The 17233-nt window shown below is 73.7% G+C and carries 18 protein-coding genes; 13 read left to right on the forward strand and 5 right to left on the reverse strand.

Features of this window, described 5'->3' with window-relative positions:
• The first annotated feature begins 268 nt into the window (after window positions 1-268).
• From AC4IHM_RS31930 to AC4IHM_RS31940, 3 genes are all read left to right on the forward strand, one after another.
• On the forward strand, window positions 269-1516 hold the full coding sequence (locus tag AC4IHM_RS31930; RefSeq protein WP_490870438.1) for an MFS transporter: 1248 nt from the start codon (window positions 269-271) through the stop codon (window positions 1514-1516).
• 88 nt (window positions 1517-1604) lie between these two features.
• A complete protein-coding gene (locus AC4IHM_RS31935) occupies window positions 1605-3005 on the forward strand; it encodes an NtaA/DmoA family FMN-dependent monooxygenase (protein WP_490870439.1) in 1401 nt (466 codons plus the stop codon).
• Complete coding sequence (locus AC4IHM_RS31940; RefSeq protein ID WP_490870440.1) at window positions 3002-4246, forward strand: LLM class flavin-dependent oxidoreductase; 1245 nt, start codon at window positions 3002-3004, stop codon at window positions 4244-4246. Before AC4IHM_RS31935 ends, AC4IHM_RS31940 begins: the two co-directional genes overlap by 4 nt.
• 64 nt (window positions 4247-4310) lie before the next feature.
• Here the strand turns inward: AC4IHM_RS31940 and AC4IHM_RS31945 are convergent, their stop codons facing one another.
• Entirely contained in the window at window positions 4311-5267 is a 957-nt protein-coding gene (locus AC4IHM_RS31945; protein ID WP_490870441.1) for a DMT family transporter, read from the reverse strand.
• A 39-nt stretch (window positions 5268-5306) separates the two neighbouring features.
• On the opposite strand from AC4IHM_RS31945, the gene AC4IHM_RS31950 reads away from it, so the two are divergent.
• Window positions 5307-5834 (forward strand): MarR family winged helix-turn-helix transcriptional regulator, encoded by a 528-nt coding sequence (locus AC4IHM_RS31950; protein ID WP_490870442.1) that lies wholly within the window; start codon window positions 5307-5309, stop codon window positions 5832-5834.
• 45 nt (window positions 5835-5879) lie between these two features.
• Here AC4IHM_RS31950 and AC4IHM_RS31955 read toward each other — a convergent pair whose 3' ends face one another.
• Genes AC4IHM_RS31955 through AC4IHM_RS31965 form a run of 3 tightly spaced genes read right to left on the reverse strand, consistent with a single transcriptional unit; the run spans window position 5880 to window position 8133 of the window.
• Complete coding sequence (locus AC4IHM_RS31955; RefSeq protein WP_490870443.1) at window positions 5880-6737, reverse strand: 5-oxoprolinase subunit C family protein; 858 nt, start codon at window positions 6735-6737, stop codon at window positions 5880-5882.
• The gene (locus AC4IHM_RS31960) at window positions 6734-7384 is read right to left on the reverse strand and encodes a 5-oxoprolinase subunit B family protein (RefSeq protein ID WP_490870444.1); all 651 of its coding nucleotides are present in this window, start codon (window positions 7382-7384) and stop codon (window positions 6734-6736) included. The genes AC4IHM_RS31955 and AC4IHM_RS31960 overlap by 4 nt, the downstream gene beginning before the upstream one ends.
• Complete coding sequence (locus AC4IHM_RS31965; protein WP_490870445.1) at window positions 7381-8133, reverse strand: LamB/YcsF family protein; 753 nt, start codon at window positions 8131-8133, stop codon at window positions 7381-7383. The genes AC4IHM_RS31960 and AC4IHM_RS31965 overlap by 4 nt, the downstream gene beginning before the upstream one ends.
• Before the next feature lie 236 nt (window positions 8134-8369).
• Here AC4IHM_RS31965 and AC4IHM_RS31970 point away from each other — a divergent pair, with 236 nt between their 5' ends.
• The 4 genes from AC4IHM_RS31970 to AC4IHM_RS31985 are packed head-to-tail and all read left to right on the forward strand — an operon-like array spanning window position 8370 to window position 11870.
• The gene (locus AC4IHM_RS31970) at window positions 8370-9089 is read left to right on the forward strand and encodes a DUF969 domain-containing protein (protein WP_490870446.1); all 720 of its coding nucleotides are present in this window, start codon (window positions 8370-8372) and stop codon (window positions 9087-9089) included.
• A complete protein-coding gene (locus AC4IHM_RS31975; RefSeq protein ID WP_490870447.1) occupies window positions 9086-10060 on the forward strand; it encodes a DUF979 domain-containing protein in 975 nt (324 codons plus the stop codon). The genes AC4IHM_RS31970 and AC4IHM_RS31975 overlap by 4 nt, the downstream gene beginning before the upstream one ends.
• A 50-nt stretch (window positions 10061-10110) precedes the next feature.
• Window positions 10111-10761, forward strand: coding sequence for a pyroglutamyl-peptidase I (pcp, locus tag AC4IHM_RS31980; RefSeq protein WP_490870448.1), 651 nt, complete (start codon window positions 10111-10113; stop codon window positions 10759-10761).
• Window positions 10761-11870 carry a DUF2891 domain-containing protein gene (locus AC4IHM_RS31985; RefSeq protein WP_490870449.1) on the forward strand — a complete coding sequence of 370 codons (1110 nt, stop codon included), beginning with the start codon at window positions 10761-10763 and terminating at the stop codon, window positions 11868-11870. The genes pcp and AC4IHM_RS31985 overlap by 1 nt, the downstream gene beginning before the upstream one ends.
• Here the strand turns inward: AC4IHM_RS31985 and AC4IHM_RS31990 are convergent.
• On the reverse strand, window positions 11788-12576 hold the full coding sequence (locus AC4IHM_RS31990; protein WP_490870450.1) for an alpha/beta fold hydrolase: 789 nt from the start codon (window positions 12574-12576) through the stop codon (window positions 11788-11790). The two genes, AC4IHM_RS31985 and AC4IHM_RS31990, sit on opposite strands and share 83 nt — an antisense overlap.
• A 184-nt stretch (window positions 12577-12760) precedes the next feature.
• Here AC4IHM_RS31990 and AC4IHM_RS31995 point away from each other — a divergent pair, with 184 nt between their 5' ends.
• The 5 genes from AC4IHM_RS31995 (at window position 12761) to AC4IHM_RS32015 (ending at window position 17232) form a co-directional block, all read left to right on the forward strand.
• Complete coding sequence (locus AC4IHM_RS31995) at window positions 12761-13570, forward strand: alpha/beta fold hydrolase (protein WP_490870451.1); 810 nt, start codon at window positions 12761-12763, stop codon at window positions 13568-13570.
• The gene (locus tag AC4IHM_RS32000) at window positions 13567-14835 is read left to right on the forward strand and encodes a PP2C family protein-serine/threonine phosphatase (RefSeq protein WP_490870452.1); all 1269 of its coding nucleotides are present in this window, start codon (window positions 13567-13569) and stop codon (window positions 14833-14835) included. Before AC4IHM_RS31995 ends, AC4IHM_RS32000 begins: the two co-directional genes overlap by 4 nt.
• Window positions 14832-15191 carry an STAS domain-containing protein gene (locus tag AC4IHM_RS32005; protein WP_490870453.1) on the forward strand — a complete coding sequence of 120 codons (360 nt, stop codon included), beginning with the start codon at window positions 14832-14834 and terminating at the stop codon, window positions 15189-15191. The genes AC4IHM_RS32000 and AC4IHM_RS32005 overlap by 4 nt, the downstream gene beginning before the upstream one ends.
• 173 nt (window positions 15192-15364) lie before the next feature.
• On the forward strand, window positions 15365-16585 hold the full coding sequence (locus AC4IHM_RS32010) for a cytochrome P450 (protein ID WP_490870454.1): 1221 nt from the start codon (window positions 15365-15367) through the stop codon (window positions 16583-16585).
• Between the two features lie 50 nt (window positions 16586-16635).
• Entirely contained in the window at window positions 16636-17232 is a 597-nt protein-coding gene (locus tag AC4IHM_RS32015) for a TetR/AcrR family transcriptional regulator (RefSeq protein ID WP_490870999.1), read from the forward strand.
• The last annotated feature ends 1 nt before the right edge of the window (window position 17233 follow it).

Below are 17233 nucleotides of genomic sequence, written 5' to 3' on the forward strand. Positions count from 1 at the left end.
ACCGGCCCCACCGCCGGCCGGGCCACCGGCCGTTCCGAAGCTTTCCCGAAGGTTCCCCGAAGCACCCGGGCGCAGAGTCGTCCTGGCGGGCGGCACCACGCCCCGGCGAGGAACGGGCACCCCGGAGGGAGCGGCAACCACGACCGGGTACGCGTGCCAAGGCCCTCGCCGTCGGCGAGTCCACCGCCGTCGGCTCCGCCGCACAGGCCGGCCCGGCTCACCTCCGCCGCCCCACACCTCTCGTCCGGCAAACCTGGAGCACCTCCCCATGAGCACCGCACCCGACACGGCGGCACCGGACCCGAAGAGCGAAGGCGAGGAACAGCAGGGGCTTCCGCTGTTCGCCCTGCTCGCCCTCGCCACCGCCGTCTTCGTCACCAGCCTCACCGAGACCCTTCCCGCGGGTCTGCTGCCCGCGATGAGCCGGGACCTGCGGGTGAGCGAGTCCGCGACCGGTCAGACGGTCACCGTCTACGCGATCGGCACCGCGCTGACCGCGATCCCGCTCACCGCCGCCACCGCGGGCCGGCGGCGCAAGAAGCTGCTGCTCACCGCCATGGGCGGCTTCGCCCTCGGCAACACCGTGACGGCCGTGTCGTCCGTCTACGGGCTGACGACGGCGGCGCGGTTCGTCGCCGGCGTCGCGGCCGGCCTGGCCTGGGCCCTGCTCGCCGGCTACGCGCGCCGCATGGCCCCCGTCCACCTCCAGGGCAAGGCGATGGCCATCGCCATGGCGGGCATCCCGCTCGCCCTCTCCCTCGGTGTGCCCGCCGGCACCTTCCTGGGCGACCGGCTCGGCTGGCGGATGCCGTTCTGGGCGATGACGGCGCTCACGGTGCTGCTCCTGGTGTGGATCGTGATGGCCGTACCGGACTTCCCCGGGCAGGAGCGCGGCGAGCGGCCGAAGATGCTGCGCACCCTGCGCATCCCGGGCGTGAGCCCGGTCCTCTTCGTCACACTCGTCTTCGTCCTGGCCCACACCGTCCTGTACGCGTACATCGCCACCTACCTCGACGACCTGGGCCTGGGCGGCAGCACCGGCCTGGTGCTGCTCGTCTTCGGCGCCGCCTCGCTGGCGAGCATCTGGATCGTCGGCGCGCAGATCAACCGCCGGCTGCGCGGCCTCACCGTCGGCGGCGCCCTGCTGGTGGCCCTGGCCGCGGCGCTGCTTGCCGTCCTCTCCGACACCACCGCACTCGTCTATGCCGCGGTGGTGCTGTGGGGCCTGGGCTGGGGCGGCGTGCCCACGCTGCTCCAGACCGCCGTCGGTGACGCGGGCGGCGAGTCCGCCGACTCGGCCCAGGCGATGCTCGTCACGCTCTGGAACGCCGCGATGGCGGGCGGCGGCATCGTCGGCGGCATCCTGCTCGACGTGGTCGGCAGCGAGTCCTTCCCCTGGACGGTGCTGCTGCTCCTGCTGCCGGTGATCGCCGTCGTCCTGTACGCCCGGCGCGCGGGCTTCCCCGCCCGGCGGCCGGCGGCTCCGGCCGAGACGGCTGCGGCCCCGGTGGCCTGACGCACCGCGGCCGACCGCCTCGGAGCGGCCCGCGCACGCTCCGACAACGCCCCCCGCCCCGTTGAACCTCGCAGGAGGAGACCGCACCGTGCCCGCCACCCGAAAGAAACAGGTGCACCTCGCAGTCCAGTTGCCCGGCATCCACAATGTGACCGTCTGGTCGGACCCGCGTTCCGGGAGCCAGATCTCCATCGACTCCTTCGTCCACCTCGCGCGGACCGCCGAACGCGGCAGGTTCGACTTCTTCTTCCTCGCCGAGGGGCTGCGGCTGCGCGAGCACAAGGGGCAGATCTACGACCTGGACATCGCGGGCCGCCCGGAGAACCTGACCGTGCTGAGCGCCCTGGCCGCCGCCACCACGCACCTCGGGCTGGCCGCCACGGTCAACACCACCTTCAACGAGCCGTACGAGGTGGCGCGCAGGTTCGCGACCCTGGACCGCCTCAGCGGCGGGCGGGCCGCCTGGAACGTGGTCACCAGCCACGACGCGTTCACCGGCGAGAACTTCCGCAGGGGCGGCTTCCTCACCGAGGCCGACCGGTACCCCCGGGCCGCCGAATTCCTCTCCACGGCACGGGAGTTGTGGGACAGCTGGGCCGAGGGTGATCTGAGGGCCGACAGGGCGGCGGGAGAGTTCGTACGGTCCGGGGCAGGGAGCTTCGCCCACCGGGGGAGGCACTTCGACGTGTCCGGACGGTTCTCCACCCCGCCGGGCCCGCAGGGCCACCCGGTGATCATCCAGTCCGGGGAGTCCGACGCGGGCCGTGAGTTCGCCGCGTCCGACGCCGAGGTCATCTTCAGCAAACACCACCGGCTCGACGTGGCCCGGGACTTCTACCGGGACGTGAAACGGCGCCTGGCCCGCTACGGCCGCGGCCCCGACGACCTGCTGATCCTCCCCACCGCCAACGCGGTCGTCGCCGACACCGACGAGGAGGCCGCCGCCCGCGCCGAGGAGATCAGCCGCGAACTGGTCGGCCCGCGGACCGCGATCGCCCACCTGGAGGCGGTCTGGGGCCGCGACCTGTCCGCCTACGACCCGGACGGGCCGCTGCCCGACATCGAGCCCGAGGACGACGCCCACTTCCTGAAGGGACACTCCGTCTTCCGCAAGGGCAGGGCCGAGACGGCCCGGCGGTGGCGCGGGCTCGCCGCGGAGCGGAACCTGTCGATCCGGGAGCTGGTCATCGAGGTCGGCGGCCGCCCCACGTTCGTCGGCAGCCCCCGCACGGTCGCCGACGCCCTCGACCACCACGTCCGGAGCGGGGGCGCCGACGGCTTCGTGCTCGTCCCCCACCTCACGCCCGGTGGCCTGGACGACTTCGTGGACCGGGTGGTCCCGCTGCTCCAGGACAGGGGCGTCCACCGCGAGGACTACACCGGCACGACGCTCCGGGACCACCTGGGGCTGTCCGAAGCGCCCCGCCCGGCCGCGTGGACCGGACGGCCCGTGCGCGCGGGGCAGGACGAGAAGGAGACCTCCGCATGACCGGCACGACCGGCGCCACCCACCCGACGGGCACCCCCGGTGCCCCGCTGCACCTCGCCGTCGCCCTCGACGGCGCGGGCTGGCACCCGGCGGCCTGGCGCGAGGCGGACGCCCGCCCCGGTGAGCTGCTCACCGCCGGGTACTGGGCCGACCTGGTCGCGGAGGCCGAGCGGGGCCTGCTCGACTTCGTGACCTTCGAGGACGTCCTCGGCCTCCAGTCCGCCGCCTTCCACCGGCCGGACGACCGCACCGACCAGGTCAGGGGCAGCCTGGACGCGGTGCTGCTCGCCTCCCACCTCGCCCCGCTCACCACCCGCATCGGCCTGGTCCCGACCACGAACGTCACCCACACCGAGCCGTTCCACCTGGCCGTCGGCATCGCCACGCTCGACCACGCCGCGCAGGGCCGGGCCGGCTGGCGCCCGCAGATATCCTCCCGCGCGGCCGACGCCGCCCTCTTCGGCCGCCGCACCACGCCCCGGCTCACCGAGGAGGACGTGACCGACTCGGAGCTGATCGCCGGGCGACTGCGCGAACTCTTCGCGGAGGGCGCCGAGGTGGTGGAGGCGGTACGGCGGCTCTGGGACAGCTGGGAGGACGACGCGGAGATACGGGACGCGGCGACGGGCCGCTTCATCGACCGGGACAAGGTCCACCACATCGACTTCCGGGGCACGCACTTCAGCGTGAAGGGCCCTTCGATCACCCCGCGCAGCCCCCAGGGGCAGCCCCCGGTGGTGAGCCTCGCGCACGCCTCCACGCCGTACGAGTTCGCGGCCCTCGGCTCCGACCTCGTCCACATCACGCCGCACGACCGGGCCGGCACGGCGGCGATCCTCGCGCGGGTCGACGAGGCGGTGCGGCGCACCGGCAGGGACGTGACGGACCGGCCGCTGCGGACCTTCGCCGACCTCCTCGTCCTCCTGGACGACAAACCGGGCACCGCCGCCCGCCGTCGGGCACGCCTGGACGAGACGGCCGGCGCCGAACTCACCTCCGACGCCGAGATCTTCACCGGCACCCCCGGCGAACTGGCCGACCTGCTGCTCGACCGGCGCGCCGCCGGCCTGGACGGCTTCCGCCTGCGGCCCGGCGCCCTCCCGCACGACCTGACCGCGATCACCCGGGGCCTGGTCCCGGAGCTGCAACGACGCGGGGTCTTCCGCAGGGCGTACGAATCCACCACACTGCGCGCCCACTTGGGCCTCCACCGCCCCGTCAGCCGCTACGCGAGGGCCTGACGCCGGCGTGGCTCACCGACCCCCGCCCTCGGGCACGTCCCTCCGGTCGAGCGCGGATCGCGGCTCATCCGCCCGACCGCCCCTCTGCGCAGCGCTCCGCCCTCCGGCCCCCGGTGGACGGCGCCGGGTCCCTCGCGGACGGAGGCCCGGGGAGCGGTGCGGCCGGCCGGGGCTCGCGCGCCCTCGTCCGTCCGCACAGGACGGCGGAGACGACCAGCACCATGCCCGCCACCTGCGGGACGCCCAGGCCCTCCCCGGCCAGGGTGACGCCGAGCAGGACACCGGTGAGCGGGTTGAGCAGGCCCACCAGACCCACGGTGCTCGCGGGCAGGCGCCGCAGGCCGGTGAACCAGGCGACGAAGGCCAGGGCGGTGGCCACCACGGAGGTGTAGGCGTACGCCGCCACGGCCGCGCCCCCGACCGCGGGCGGCGGCCCCTCCACCGCCGCGGCGGCGGCCAGCAGGAGCAGGCCGCCGCAGGTGAGCTGCCAGGCCGTGACCGACAGCACGCCCGGCCCGGTGTCCCAGCGCTTGCTCAGCAGGAATCCGGCGGCCGAGACCAGCATGGCCGCCACCGACGCGAGCACCCCGACCGGCCGGGCCTGCGCGCCGGGGCCGCCCAGCAGCAGGGCGACGCCCGCCGGTCCCACCGCCGCCGCTGCCAGATGAGCGGTGCGTGGCCGCTCGGCGAACAGCAGCCACGCCCCCAGCGTCAGCGCCAGCGGGGACAGCGCCATGATCATGGAAGCGGTGCTCGTGGCCAGGGTCTGGGAGGCGACGTAGACGAGCACGAAGAACGCGCTGGTGTTGAGCAGCCCCAGCAGGGCCGACCGCCCCCACCACACGCCGCGCGGACGCTCACGGGCGGCGAGGAGCAGCAGGCCGCCGGCGGGCAGCGCGCGCAGCGCGGCACCCCAGAGCGGCTGGTCGGCGGGCAGGAACTGGCGGGTGACGTAGTAGTTGGCACCCCAGGCGACCGGCGCCACGGCGGTCAGGGCGATCCATCGGAAAGTACCTTCCATGGAAGCCAATATAGCTTCCCGGGAAGGTATGGTGAGGGTGTGGAAGAGGACAGCACCCCGGCAAGCGGCACCCCGGCCCCGGACCACGTCGCCCGTATCCAGGCCGCCTGGCGGCGGGAGCGGCCCGACCTCGACGTGGCTCCCCAGGGCGTCATCGGCCGGCTGCACCGCCTGGCCGCGCTGCTCACCGAGGAGTTGTGCGTCGTCTACCGCCGCTACGGGCTCGGCGAGGGCGACTTCAACGTCCTGGCGGCCCTGCGGCGGGCCGGTGAGCCCTTCGAGCGGGCACCCGGGGAGCTGGCGGCGCACACCATGGTCACCACCGGCGCCATGACCAAGCGGGTCGACCGGCTGGAGCGGGCCGGCCTGGTCACCCGCCGCCGTGCCGCGGACGACGGCCGGGGCCGCGTCGTCGCGCTGACCGCCGCCGGACGCGAACTCTTCGACCGCGCCTTCACGGAGCACATCCACAACGAACACCGCCTGCTCAGCGCCCTGGACCCCGGCGAGGCCGCGGCGCTCCAGTCCCTCCTCACCGACTGGCTGGCCCGCGTCGAGACCCGCTGAGCCCCGGCCGGCGTCGCCCCGGCCCCGGTGCGGTGCCTCGCGGCGTCAGCCGAGGACGAAGCGCACCGGTGTCCCGGCCGCGGCCTGGGCCGCCGCCGCCAGGGCGGCTTCCGCGACGACCGCGACGACCGGGTAGCCCCCGGTCGTCGGATGGTCGTGCAGGAAGATCACGGGGCGGCCGTCCGGCGGGACCTGCACGGCGCCCAGGACCATGCCCTCACTGGGCAGTTCACCCGGCACCGCCCGTTCAAGCGCCGGTCCCTCCGTACGCAGCCCGATGCGGTTGCTGTGCGGGGAGACCCGGTACGTGGCCGAGGTGAGGGTGCGCAGCGCGGCCGGGGTGAACCAGTCGGAGCGGGGCCCCGGGCACACCGGCAGCACGAGTTCCGCGGGCGGTGCCGGCCAGGGGGCGGCGCCGGGCAGGGCCACCGCCCGTGCGGGGGTGCCCACCGGGACAACGTCCCCGTCCCGCAGGGGCCGCGGACCGAGCCCCGACAGCAGGTCCGTGGAGCGGCTGCCGAGAACGGGTTCGGCGGCGACGCCCCCTGCCAGCGCCACGTACGAGCGCACGCCCGCGGTCGCCGTCCCCACGTCCAGGACCGCGCCCGCGGGCACCCGCACCGGCAGGCCCCAGGCGGCCGGCCGCCCGTCCACGGCGACCGGGCAGTGCGCACCGCCGACCACGGCCGTGACGGCACGGTCGGGCCGCAGGGCGCAGCCGGTCAGGGTGGTCTCCAGGACGGCGGCGTCCGGGTCGTTGCCGAGCAGCCGGTTGGCGAGCCGCATCGCCGGCGCGTCCAGGGCCCCGGAGCGGGGCACCCCCAGATGGGCGTGGCCGGGCCGGCCCGCGTCCTGCACGGTGGTGAGCGCGCCGCAGCGCACGGCCGTGAGCCGGGCCGTCATCCCGCCACCCCCGTGGTCGCGACGAACCGCACCCGGGTCCCCGGCGTGAGCAGCGCGGCCCGCTCCCGCGCGGGGTCCCACAGCGGCCCCGGATCGGGCATGGTGCCGATCAGCTGCCAGCCGCCCGGCGTGGCGCGCGGGTAGACGGCGCTGTACGGGCCGGCGACCGCGACCGCTCCGGCCGGCACCCGGGTCCTGGGCGTGGCCCTGCGGGGTACGTGCAGCTCGGGAGGGAGTCCGGTGAGGTAGCCGAAGCCGGGTGCGAAACCGCAGAACGCGACCCGGTGGGTGAGGGCGGCGTGGCGTGCGGCGGCCTCCTCGGGGGCGACTCCCCACAGTGCCGCCACGTCGGCCAGGTCCGGCCCGTCGTAGCGTACGGCGATCTCCACGACCTCGCCCTCGTCGACGGCGCCGCGCGGCACCTCCCACCCGGCGAGCGCGCGGGCCAGCGCCGGCGGGTCCTGCACCCCGTCCAGCAGGACGGTCCGCGCCCCCGGCACGATCTCCGCCACGGGTGGCATCGTCCCGGCGGCGCGCCGGCGCAGCACCTCGGCGTGGAAGGCCGCGGTGTGCTCGGCGTCGGGCAGTTCGACGAGGAGCGCGCGGCGGCCGGCGGGACGCGCCGTGGGGGAACCGGTTCCCGTCATGCGAACGCCCCGATCCCGATCCCCGACGACTCCAGTGCCTCGCGCACCCGCTGGGCGATCCTGGCCGCGTTCGAGGTGTCGCCGTGCACACACAGCGACCGGGCCGCGACCGCGACGGTCGTACCGTCCACGGCCTCGATCACCCCCGCCACGGCGAACGTCAGCGCGCGCCGCACCACCGCGTCCTCGTCCGTCACCACGGAGTTCGCCTCGCGGCGGGGGACGAGGGTGCCGTGCGGGGTGTAGGCGCGGTCCGCGAAGGCCTCGCTCACGCCGGTGAGCCCGGCCGCCTCGGCGGCGCCGAGGAGTTGTGAGCCGGGCAGGCCCAGTACGGGCAGCGCACCGCCCGCGAGCCGCACACCGGCGACGACGGCACGGGCCTGCTCGGCGTCGTGGACGGTGCGGTTGTAGAGCGCGCCGTGCGGCTTCACATACGCCACCTCGGCGCCGGCGGCCTCGGCGAACACCCTGAGCGCGCCGATCTGGTAGGCGACCTCGGCCGCCAGTTCGTCGGCGGGCACGTCCATGGCGCGCCGTCCGAAGCCCGCCAGGTCGCGGTAGGACACCTGGGCGCCGATCCGCACCCCGCGCGCGGCGGCGAGGTCGCAGACGCGACGCATCACCGAGGGGTCGCCCGCGTGGAAACCGCAGGCGACATTGGCGCTGGTGACGACGGAGAGCAGGGCGTCGTCGTCGGTGAGGGTCCAGCGGCCGAAGCCCTCACCGAGGTCTGCGTTGAGGTCGATCACCTTCTGAACGTAGACGATCGTTGAACGATCCGACAAGGGAGATTGACGGACATCCGTAGCGGTGCCGGCGGGCGCCGGCGGCGGCACCGTGAAATTCGCCTCTTGTTAGATCGTTCAACGATCGCTAGTGTCCGTGTATCTACCACGTATCTGGGGTCATGGTCCGAGGACGCCGAAGTCACGCTTCCCAGGCCTCCGGATCCGTGCCCCGCCCCCTCATGCCCGAAGGCCACCGAATGATCGTTCTCCTCGGTGTGGTCGTGGTGATCCTCGGATTCGTCACGCGCCGCAACCCCGTCCTCGTGGTGGGCGTCGCCGGTATCGTCACCGGACTGCTCGGCAAGATGAACCCCCAGGAGGTCCTCGCGGCCTTCGGCCGGTCCTTCGCCGACAGCCGCTCGGTCACCGTCTACGCCATCGTGCTCCCCGTGATCGGCCTGCTTGAGCGCTACGGCCTGCGCGAACAGGCACGCAACCTCATCGGCCGCCTGGGCCGGCTCAGCGCCGGCCGGTTCCTCACCGTCTACCTGCTGGTGCGGCAGGTCACCGCGGCCTTCGGCCTGAACAGCATCGGCGGCCCGGCGCAGACCGTACGGCCCCTGGTGGCGCCCATGGCGGAGGCCGCCGCCGAACGCTCCACCGGCGCCAGGCTGCCCGACCGACTGCGCGAGAAGGTGCGCTCCTACGCGGCGTCGGCCGACACCGTGGGCGTCTTCTTCGGCGAGGACTGCTTCATCGCGATCGGCTCCATCCTGCTGATCACCGGCTTCGTGAACTCCACGTACCACCAGGACATCGAACCGACCCAGCTGGCCCTGTGGGCCATCCCGCTCGCCGTCTGCGCCTTCCTCATCCACGGCGCCCGGCTGCTGCTCCTGGACAGGCAACTGGAACGCGAGATGGCGCTCGCCGCCGCCGAGCACGACCTGCCGCTTCCCGAGGGGGCCGACAAGTGATCAAGGTCGAATGGCTCTACTGGCTGATAGGTCTCGTCTTCGTCGTCATGGCCGTCCAGATGGCGGCCGACCGCAGCAACCCCAAGCGGTGGACGTCCGCCGCGTTCTGGGGCCTGCTCGGACTCACCTTCCCCTACGGCACCGGTGTGGCCGACGCCACGGCCGGCAACGGCGACTGGACCCTGCCCGCCGAACCGCTCGGCGTCGCGGTCCTCGCCCTGATCGTGCTCGCCGGGTTCAACTTCCTGGGCAAGGGGGTCCCGGTCACGACCACCGCCGCACAGCGCGACGCCTCCGCCGCCCGGCTCGGCAGCCGGATCTTCATCCCCGCCCTGACGATTCCGCTCGTCGCGATCGTCTGCGCCTCCGTACTGGACGACTCCGGCCTGTTCGAGAAGGACAAGGCCACGCTGATCGGACTCGGCCTCGGATGCGTCGTCGCGCTCGCCGTCGGCATGCTGGTCACCGGCGAGCGGAGGCTCTCCGTACCGATCCACTCCGGCCGCTCCATGCTGGAGGCGATGGGCTCCGCCCTGCTGCTGCCCCAACTCCTGGCCGTACTCGGTTCGATCTTCGCCGCCGCCGGGGTCGGCACGCAGGTCGGCGACATCATGGACAAGGTCCTGCCGGACGACTCCAAGTACCTGGCCGTCGTCGCGTACTGCGTCGGCATGTTCCTGTTCACCGTCATCATGGGCAACGCCTTCGCCGCGTTCCCGGTGATGACCGCGGCGATCGGCTGGCCCGTGCTCATCCAGCAGATGCACGGCAACGAGCCCGCCGTCCTCGCGATCGGCATGCTGGCCGGATTCGCCGGCACGCTCTGCACCCCGATGGCCGCGAACTTCAACATCGTCCCGGCCACCCTGCTCGAACTCAAGGACCAGTACGGGCCGATCAAGGCACAGCTGCCGACCGGGATCGCGCTGCTCGGCTGCTGCACGGTCATCATGGCGCTCTTCGCCTTCTGAGCCGCCGCCTCGGCCCCGCCCGGCACCCCTTCGAACCGCAAGGAACGTCCATGCCCCGTGTCCTCATCACCGGCTTCGCCCCCTTCGGCGGGGAGAAGGTGAACTCCTCCTGGCAGGCCGCCCGTCTGGTGGCCGCGGAACCGCCCGCCGGGCTCACGGTCACCGCCACCGAACTCCCGTGCGTCTTCGGCGAGTCCCTCAACGTCCTGCGCGACGCGATCCGCGCCGGAGCCCCGGATCTCGTGCTCTGCCTGGGCCAGGCGGGCGGTCGCCCGGCCGTCACCGTCGAACGCGCCGGCCTCAACGTCGACGACGCGCGGATCCCCGACAACGCCGGCCGGCAGCCCATCGACGAACCGGTGGTCCCGGCAGGACCCGCCGCCTACTTCTCCACCCTCCCCGTCAAGGCCTGCGTCGCCGCGATGCGCGAGGCCGGTGTCCCGGCCGCCCTCTCCCACACGGCCGGCACCTTCGTCTGCAACCATGTGGCCTACGGCCTCGGCCATCTCATCGCCACCGAGTTCCCGCACGTACGGGGCGGTTTCGCGCATGTGCCGCAGACACCGGAACAGGTCCCCGACGGCACCGCGCCGTCCCTGCCGCCCGCCGTCGTCGCCCACGGACTGCGCGCCCTGCTGGCCACCGCCGCCCGCACCCCGGCCGGCCGCGACCTGAAGGTCACCGAAGGAGCCACCCACTGATGCCGCTCAGCGCCCACGCGGCCCCCTTCGCCAGGCTCGCCCTGGCCAACATCACCCGCGAGTACCCCAACTTCCCCGCCCACCTGATCACTTCGCCCGACGAGCAGCTCGCACCCCGCACCCTGCACCCCGCCTTCTACGGCGCCTACGACTGGCACTCCTCGGTCCACATGCACTGGCTGCTCCTGCGGGTGCTGCGCCGCCACGGCGGCACACCCGCACTGCCGGACACCGGGCCGGCCCTCGACGTGCTCGACCGGCACCTCACCCCCGGCAACCTCGCCGCCGAGGCCGCCTACCTCCAAGACCGCCCCACCTTCGAGCGGCCCTACGGCTGGGCGTGGCTGCTCGCGCTCGCCGCCGAGTGCCGGGCCCTCGACGGCCCGTCGGGCGCCCGCTGGACCAGCGCGCTGGAGCCCGCCGTCAGCACCGTGGACCGGCTGCTGGCCGACTGGATGCCCAGGGCCACGTATCCCGTACGCCACGGCAACCACCCCAACAGCGCCTTCGCGCTGGGCCTCGCACTCGACTCGGGAGAACTGTCGGCCGCGACCGACCGAGCCGTACGCGAACGCCTGACGACGTGGTTCGCCGACGACCACGACGCCCCCGCGCACTGGGAGCCGTCGGGGCAGGACTTCCTGTCCCCGGCGCTGAGCGAGGCCGACGCGCTCCGCAGGGTCCTTCCGCGGGAGCGGTTCGCCGAGTGGCTCGACCGCTTCCTGCCCGCGCTGCGCTCCGGCGCCCCCTGCCCGCCGCTGGACGTGCCGGTCGTCTCCGATCACGCCGACCCGCAGATCGGCCACCTTCTCGGCCTCACCCTCAGCCGGGCTGCGGCGCTGCGCTCCCTCGCGGACGCCCTGCCCGCCGGGCCGGTCCGCCGCCGCCTCGACGAAGCCGCCGACGCGCACCTGGCGGCGGGCATGCCCGCGGTGGAGCGCGGCGACTTCACCACCGACCACTGGCTGGCGACCTTCGCCGCCCTGGCCCTCGACCCGGTGGCCGCCCGCCGCGAAGAGGAGCGCGTCAGTGCTCCCGGGCCGCGCGCCGGACGGGCATCATCGTCTCCGGCGCGCCCTGCGCGAGATGGTCGAGGATCAGCCGGTTGACCAGGGCGGGCCTCTCCAGCGGGACCAGGTGGGAGGCCCCGGGGACCACGGCCAGCCGGGAGTCCGGGATCGCGCGGTACAGGGCGACGGTGTGCTCCAGCGTCATCATGTCGTCGTCGCCGACCATGACCAGCGTGGGCGCCGGGATCCTGCCCAGGTCCTCGGTGGTCAGCGTCGGCTGGGTGCGCCACATGTCGAGCACCTTCGCCGCCACCACCGGCCAGTGGCCGGCCCCGTCCGGCGTGACGGCCTCGTACATCTCGCGGAAGAGGGCCAGTTCGGGACCGTCGGCCGCCACGCCGTCGAACATCGCCGGCTCGGCGAAGGACTCCGGGGACGGGCGGAAGGTGGCTCCGATCGCCACGACCCGGCGCACCAGGTCGGGCCGCGCGGCGGCGACGAGCAGCGCGACGATGCCCCCGTCGCTCCAGCCGACCAGGTGCGCCGCCCCGCCCACGACCCGCTCCAGGAAGGCCACCGTGTCGTCGGCCATGTCCTGGTACGAGAGCGGGCCCGCGACATCGGGGGTGTGCCCGTGCGCGCGCCGCTCGGGCAGGTGGACGCGGTACGCGGCGCTGAGGTCCGGGCGCTGTGCTCCCCACGTCCCGTTGGTGCTCAGGCCGCCGTGCAGCAGCACCAGCGGCTCGCCCTCGCCCTCGGTCTCGTACCAGGTCCTGACGCCGGGAAGGTCCGCGTAGTCGCCCATCGCCAAGGCCCTTTCCGGCCGCCGTCGCTCCCGGCCAGTCTCCGCCGCGCCGCACACGCCCGCAACGCGGGCGCCCGGGGCGGCGGGCCGACCCGGACCTGACGCGGAACCTCCGGGATCCCCACGCCCGGGACCGTGGATCGTCCGAGGGCACTCCGCGGGGCGGTCTGGGAGGATGTGGCGCATGAGCGTGCGCAGCAGGAACCACGTGACGGTGACCGGGCGGGCCGGGGCACCGGTGGTGATGCTGGCGCACGGGTTCGGCTGCGACCAGAACATGTGGCGCCTGGTGGTGCCCCGACTGGAGCGGGACTTCACCGTCGTCCTCTTCGACCACGTGGGCGCGGGCCGCTCGGAGCTGTCCGCGTGGAACCGGCAGCGGTACGCGTCGCTGGACGGGTATGTCGACGACGTGCTTGAGCTGTGCCGGGAGCTGGAACCCGGTCCGGTGATCTTCGTGGGGCACTCGGTGAGCGCGATGATGGGGGTGCTGGCCGCCGCGCGGGAGCCGGAGGCGTTCGCCGGTCTGGTGCTGCTCGCCCCCTCGCCGAGTTTCATCGACGACCCGGAGACCGGCTACCGGGGCGGGTTCAGCGCCGAGGACATCGGTGAGCTGCTGGAGTCGCTGGACGCCAACTATCTGGGCTGGTCGGGCGCCATGGCACCGGTGATCATGGGCAACCCGGAGCGGCCCGAGCTGGCGGAGGAGCTGACCAACAGCTTCTGCCGCACCGACCCGGAGATCGCCCGCGTCTTCGCCCGGGTGACCTTCCTGTCCGACAACCGGGACGATCTCGCGGCGGTGCGGGTGCCCACGCTGGTCGCCCAGTGCTCCCACGACGCGATCGCCCCGCCGGAGGTGGGCGCGTTCGTCCACGAACGGATACCGGGAAGCCGGCTGGTCACGCTGCGGGCGACGGGGCACTGCCCCCAGCTCGCCGCCCCGCGGGAGACCGCCGCGGCAATCGCCGCGTTCGCGGGATCAGTCGGATGACGCCCCGGGCCGACGGCGGCGAAGACGGCGGTGCGAGACAGCCCCACGGTCCGGTGGACGAGCGGACACGGTTCTCGGCACTGATGGAGGAGAGCGCCGAGGATCTCTACGAGCACGCGCCCTGCGGCTATCTGTCCACGACGCCCGACGGGCGGATCGTGAAGGTCAACGCCACCCTGCTGGACTGGCTCGGCTACGAGCGCGACGACCTGGTGGGACGCAGACTCTTCTCCGACCTGCTGACCGTCGGCGGCCGGCTCTACCACGAGACCCACTTCGCCCCGCTGCTGAGGATGCAGGGCGAGATCAGCGGCATCGCCCTCGAACTCAGGGCCGCCGACGGCTCCCGCCTGCCGGTCATGGTCACCTCGACGGTGAAGACCGGCGGCGACGGGCAGCCGCTGCTCATCCGCACCACGCTCCTGGACGCCCGCGACCGCCGCGCCTACGAGACGGAACTGCTGCGCGCCCGCCAGGAGGCCGACCGGGAACGCGACCGCCTGAAGCTCCTGGCCACCACCTTGCAGAAGACGCTGCTGCCGCCGGCCCTGGCGAACGTGCCCGGCCTGGACGTGGCCGCGCACTACCACATCGCCTCCGCCGACGAGGTCGGCGGCGACTTCTACGACCTCTTCCCGCTGGCGGCCGGGACCTGGGGACTGTTCCTGGGCGATGTGTGCGGCAAGGGCGCCGGCGCCGCGGCCATCACCTCCCTGGCCCGCTACACCCTGCGCGCCGCCGCCGTCTACGACCCCGACCCGGCCGCCGTACTCGCCAACCTCAACACGGTCCTCAACCACGAGTACAACGGCGACGACCCCCGCTTCTGCACCGTCGTCTTCGGTCTGCTCACCCCCGAGACCGACCGGGGCGGCTTCCTCGTCACCCTGGCCGCCGGCGGCCACCCGCCGGCCCTGCTGATGCGCGCGGACGGCACCGCCGACTTTCTGCCCACCCCCGGCGGACAGCTCATCGGTGTCCTCCCCGACGCCCACGTCGCCACCACCTCCGTCCACCTCGCCCCCGGTGACACCCTGCTCCTGCACACCGACGGACTCACCGAGGCCCACACCGCCGCCGGCCGCCAGGACCGCTACGGCGACGACGCCCTGCTCGACCTCGGCCGCGCCCTGGCCCCCACCACCGCGTCGGACACCATCGAGGCGGTCCGCGACCTGCTCGACGGCTTCGGCGCCGGCGTGGACGACGACACCGCCGCCCTGGCCGTCCACGTGCCCCGAACCACCAGTGAAGAGCGACAGTGACCAGGAACCTGACCCTCCGCATCCGCACCACGACCGCCGGGGCCGTCGTCGAACTGACCGGGGACCTGGACCACACCACCGCACCCGAGGTCCGCGCCAAGCTGCCCGGACTCGGCCTGCGCACGGGCCAGCAACTCGTCCTCGACCTCGAAGGCCTCGCGTTCTGCGACTCCAGCGGCATCACCGTGCTGATCGCCGCCCGCAACCACGCCCTGGCGGCCGGCGCGGGCATCGCGCTGGCCGCCGTCCCGGACCGCGTCACCCGGATCTTCCGCCTCGTCGGCCTGGAACAGGTCTTCCCCACCCACCCCACCGTCCAGGCCGCGCACGACGCCTGGCGGCCCGGCACGGACTGACCGCCGGACACCCGGTCCGCACATCTGTCCGACCATTGTCCGCCCGTGCGAGGGCGCGAAAGCGTGCCCGCACCGGTTTCCGGTCACTCACTCCGCTCAATTAAGTCAGGCGGTTGATTTAAGTATCGGCTGTGGTGTCTAGTGATCGAGAACGCGAACCGAAGGAGGCCGGCATGAGCGAACCCCGGAAACCGCGGCCGCTGGACTACCCGGTCGTCGCGCCGACGGCCCTGGCACCACCCGTGGAGTGGACCGAACTGCGGCAGAAGTGCCCGGTGGCGGACGTGACCTTCCCGAGCGGCGACCCCGCGGTGCTGCTGACCCGCTACGAGGACGTGCGCACCGCCCTGGCCGACCCGCGGCTCACCCGTGAGGGTCTGGCCCGGCCCGACGCCGCCCGCATCACGGCCGGTGACGCCGAGGGCATCTTCAGCAGCCCGATGGCACGGGCCCTGAACGACGAGGGACACGAGCGCTGGCGCAGGATGGTGGGCAGGTGGTTCACCGCCAAGCGCATGGCCGCCCTGAAACCGCGCATGGAGGAGATGGCCGACCGGCTCGTCGACACCATGGTCGAGCACGGCGCCCCCGCGGACGTGGTCGGCCACCTGGCCTTCCCGCTGCCGGTCTACGTCATCTGCACGATGCTCGGAGTGCCCGAGAGCGACCGGGACCTCTTCAAGAAGTGGTCCGACACCTTCCTCAACACGACGAAGTACACGAGGGAGGAAACCGGCGCCGCCCACCAGGACTTCGCCGACTACATGGCGGCCCTCGTCGCCGACAAGCGCGCCGCGCCCGGCGACGACCTCCTCAGCCAGCTCATGACCGCCGCGGACACCGACGGCGAGCCGATGTCCGAGGCGGGGCTGGTGGCCACCGGCCAGGCCCTGCTGCTGGCGGGCCACGAGACGACCGCGGGATTCATCGCCATGATGACGGCGCACCTGCTGTCCGACCGCGGCCGCTGGGAGCGCCTCGTCGAGGACCGGTCGCTGATCCGCCCCGCGGTGGAGGAGGTGCTGCGCTTCGACCCGAACGCCAGTGGCTTCGGGATGCTGCGCTACGCCCACGAGGACATCCCGCTTCCCGGCGGCACCGTGCCGCGCGGCGCGACGGTGGTGTGCAGCATGGCCGCGGCCAACCGGGACGAACACGCCTGGGACGAACCCGAGGTGATGGATCTGGGACGCAGCCCCAACCCGCATCTCGCCTTCGGCGCGGGCCCGCACTCGTGCCTGGGCCAACCCCTGGCCCGTACCGAACTGCAGGCCGTGCTCGGGGTGTTGTTACGCCGCCTGCCACGGCTCAGGCTCGCCGTGGACGCCGACGCCCTGCGACGCCACGAAGGCATGCTCACCAGTCCGCTGCGCGAGGTCCCGGTGCGTTGGTGAGGACGATCCACCCCCACGCCGGTCGCGGCGTCGGCACACGCGAGGCCCTCATGGCGGCGGCCGAGCGCCTCTACGCCGAGCACGGACTGTCGAACGTCTCCAACCGGCAGATAGGCGAGGCGGCAGGCCAGGGCAACACCAGCGCCGTCAGCTACCACTTCGGCGGCCGGACGGCACTCGTACGGGCGATCATCGCCGAGCACGGTGCGCACGTCGACGCCCTGCGCACCCGTCATGTGGAGGCGGCGGGGGACAGCACCGACCTGCGGGACTGGGTGCGCTGCCTGCTCAGGCCGATGACCGAACTGCACGCCGCTCTCGGCGTCCCCTCCTGGTGCGCCCGGTTCGCCGTACAGGTGATGACCGACCCGCTGCTGCGCACGCTCGTGCAGGACGAGTCCCTCACCCGCGACAGCCTGCGCCGCACCCTCCAGGGCCTCGGCCGGTGCCTGCACGGCATCGTGCCTCCCGAGGTCCGCCCCGAGCGCGCCGAGATGGCCCGCCATCTGATCATGCAGACCTGCGCGGAACGCGAACGCGCCCTGGCCGCCGCCACCGCCGCGCCCGGCGCGTCCTGGGAACGCACCGCCGACGCGCTGGAAGACGCGCTCGTCGGCCTGCTCACCGCACCCACCACCCGCCGCTGAG

Source organism: Streptomyces sp. SL06, assembly GCF_058244745.1.